We start from the raw sequence: 3,380 nt of genomic DNA, 5'->3' as shown, positions 1-3,380 counted from the left end.
CGCTGATGGTCGGCATGTTTCTGATCTACAACACGATGACCTTCTCGGTGGTGCGTCGGCGCAGGTTGATCGGCATGTTGCGAGCGCTGGGGGTAAGCAGGAGGCAGGTCTTCACCATGATCTGCGGTGAGGCGCTCTTGATCGGCCTGGCCGGAACGGTATTCGGGCTCGTCTGCGGCAAACTGCTGGCCGGCGAACTTACCCGGCTGGTGACCAGGACCATCAACGACCTTTACTTCGTCATGGAGGTAGGCCCGCTTCCCCTGCTGCCGGGAGCGCTGATCAAGGGAGGGCTGCTCGGCATAGTGGCAACAGTGGCCGCAGCCATTCCCGCCGCCCTGGAGGCGACCGGTGCTCCGCCCAGGGCCGTTCTTTCCCGCTCGGCGATCGAGGCGCGCCACAGGAAACTGCTGCCTGTCGCGGCCTATGCCGGCCTGCTGCTCATGGCCGCGGGTGGTCTCTTGCTCCTTTTTGAAAAGGGCGGCGTTGTCGGAGGCTTTGCCGGGCTCTTCGCAGTCATCATCGGCTACGCCATGGTGATCCCGGCAGTAGTCGTACTGCTGGTTAACGCACTCCGCCCGTTCTCCGCCGCCGTTTTCGGTGTCATCGGAAAGATGGCTGCGCGCGGCGTGGTGGTGTCCCTTTCCAGAACTGGGGTGGCGACTGCGGCGCTGGTGGTTGCCGTCGCAGCCGGCATCGGAGTCGGCATCATGGTGGGAGGGTTTCGCCTCACGGTGCAGAACTGGCTGGAAAGCTGGCTGCAGGCGGATGTCTACGTAAGAAGCGCCGACTACGGGAGTGGACGCAGCCATCCGCCATTCGACCCGGCTCTGGTGGAGCGACTGTCCCATCTTCCTGGTGCCGAGCGCTTTTCCCTTTCCCGGCGCACCACCATCGAAACCCCAGGAGGGTTTACCGAGATCCTCTCCATGGCTTTGCAAAGGAGCACGTTCCTCCGTTACCCCTTTAAAAAAGGTGATCCGGGTCGTGCCTGGGAAACCTTCCAGCGCGGTGAGTCGGTCCTCGTGTCCGAGCCGTACAGCATCAGGCACCATCTGGGCGTGGGAGACCGGCTGGTCCTGCGCAGTACACATGGAGAGGTCTCCTTTCCTGTTTCCGGCATCATCTACGATTACGGCACCGACACCGGGATCGTCATCATGAGCCGTGTCGCCTACCAGAGATGTTTTGACGATCAGAGCGTCGATGCCATGTCCTTCTACGCTCGCCCGGGAGTCAGTACCGCAGAGCTTGCCGCCGAGATCGAAAGCAGGGGAGGGGGGGAGAGGCTCACCATCATAACCAACAGGGAGTTGAAGAAGGCGACCATGACCATCTTCGACAGGACCTTCGCCATCACGGGAGTACTGAGGATGCTTACCCTGGTAGTCGCCTTCGTCGGCATACTGTCCGCCTTGATGGCGATGCAGGTGGAGCGGGCCAGGGAGCTTGCCGTGCTGCGCGCGGTAGGGCTCACGCCCGTGCAGGTATGGGGCGTGGTCTGCGGTGAGACCGCCTTGATCGGGCTGCTGGCGGGAGTCCTCTCGCTTCCGCTCGGTATCCTGGAGGCTCTCATCCTGGTGTTCGTGGTGAACCTCCGTTCCTTCGGGTGGACCATGCAGTTCAGGGTGGATCCCGCCTATCTGCTGGAGGCTATCCTGCTTTCGGTGGTAGCGGCGCTGCTGGCCGGCCTCTATCCCTCGGCCACCATTGCCCGGACCTCACCGGCCCTGGCGCTCAAGGAGGAGGAGTAGCCATGCGCATCCGCGTCATTGTCTTCCTCGTCGTGCTTCTCCTCCTGATCCCGCCGCTTTTCTTGTTGGCGGGGCGAAGCCTGGCGGGGCCAGCAGAAAAAGAAAAGCCGATGAGTGTCGGGGAAGTACTGGGCGGCACGCCGGCGGAGGGATTTTCCAGGGCCTTGGTGCCGCGCAGCTTCCGGTTCCCCGAGGATCACGGCGCTCACCACGGCTTCCGGAACGAGTGGTGGTACTTTACCGGCAACCTGCAGGCTATTGACGGGCGGCACTTCGGGTACCAGCTCACCTTCTTCCGTGTCGCGCTTACCCCGCAGGAAGTGAAGCGGAGCTCTCATTGGGGAACCAACGAGATCTTCATGGCGCACTTCGCCCTCACCGACGTCCAGGGGAAACAATTCCGCTTCGCGCAGAGGTACAGCCGCGCCGCGCTTGGGCTCTCCGGAGCGGGCGGCAAGCCGCTTTCCATCTGGCTAGAGGACTGGACCGCGCGTGAGACCGCTTCCCACCCCTGGAGCATGCAACTTACCGCCAGCGAAGCCGACATGGTCGTCAATCTGGACCTCCAGAGCCTCACCCCGGAGATACTCAATGGGGAAGGGGGGCTCAGCCGGAAGAGCGCGACCCCGGGAAACGCTTCCTACTACTACAGCATGCCGAGGATGCGAACCTCCGGGACCATCCGCTCCGGCAAGGATACCTTCAAGGTCAGCGGACTCTCCTGGCTGGATCGGGAATGGAGCACCAGCGCCTTGGAAGCGAACCAGGTCGGCTGGGACTGGTTCGCCCTGCAACTGGATGACGGCCGGGACCTGATGTTCTACCGGCTCAGGAGAAAAGACGGCAGCGTAGACCCGTTCTCGGCCGGTACCCTCGTGAACGCCGATGGCAGCAGCAGAGCCTTGAACAGTAACGAGGTCCGGCTGGAGGTGGTCAGTTGGTGGACGAGCCCCTCCAGCGGTTCGCGCTATCCCTCGGTTTGGCGGCTGCAGGTGCCGGGAAGCCAGCTTGACCTGCGGATCACCCCCCGGCTCGAGGACCAGGAGCTGATGGCCAACTTCCGTTACTGGGAGGGGGCTGTCGCCGTGGAGGGTGTGGGGGGCGCCCCGAAGGGGTCCGGATATCTGGAGATGACCGGTTATTGATAGGGAGTGACTGCTGCCACTTGAGAGTGTGAGACAAGGTTTGTGGTAGCAGATCGAGTCACTGGAGAAAGAGAGCCTGCGTTTCTTGTCCTAGATCCGGTGACTGCTGGTATCTGGCAAGGGAAGAAAAGGATGCTACACTCAATAAAGCATCCTTTCTGGATCTTTCTTGTCTTTTTGACATTGGTCAAATATTTCCCACGAGGTAGTTGCTAGGATGCTGCAGATTTTTGATTGCTTGTCTTTTATTGGTTCCTGTCTAGCGACACCTTGAGCCTACAAAAGGGTGAATTGGACGACATGGCCCAAAGCAGTGAATTCTGAGTCAGTTAGCTGATCATTACATTCAAGGGGGTAAGACATGCAGATGAAGTACGCAAGGAGAACCGCTGTCGTGGCGATGTTGGCTGCCATGGCTGTCAGCGCTGGGTGTAACCAGCAAAAGACGGAGTCGTTGACCAAGACGGAGATCGCCGACAAC

General features: G+C 61.0%; 2 protein-coding genes. Both read left to right on the top strand.

Annotation, left to right across the window (positions count from 1 at the left end; all coding sequences use genetic code 11):
• Positions 1-1,754: ABC transporter permease (locus VJ604_RS05330; RefSeq protein WP_324080342.1), on the top strand; the 1,754-nt coding region annotated here is incomplete at its 5' end.
• Between the two features lie 2 nt (positions 1,755-1,756).
• Positions 1,757-2,899, top strand: coding sequence for a lipocalin-like domain-containing protein (locus VJ604_RS05325; RefSeq protein ID WP_324080341.1), 1,143 nt, complete (start codon positions 1,757-1,759; stop codon positions 2,897-2,899).
• The last annotated feature ends 481 nt before the right edge of the window (positions 2,900-3,380 follow it).

The organism is Geomonas sp. (assembly GCF_035254065.1).
Lineage (GTDB): Bacteria > Desulfobacterota > Desulfuromonadia > Geobacterales > Geobacteraceae > Geomonas.
Note: the sequence above shows the minus strand (reverse complement) of the source record. Positions and strands in the feature narration are given on the sequence as shown.

Excerpts from the sequence above, each read along its gene's own strand:
- VJ604_RS05325 (WP_324080341.1), top strand. The coding sequence starts at position 1,757 with ATGCGCATCCGCGTCATTGTCTTCCTCGTCGTGCTTCTCCTCCTGATC.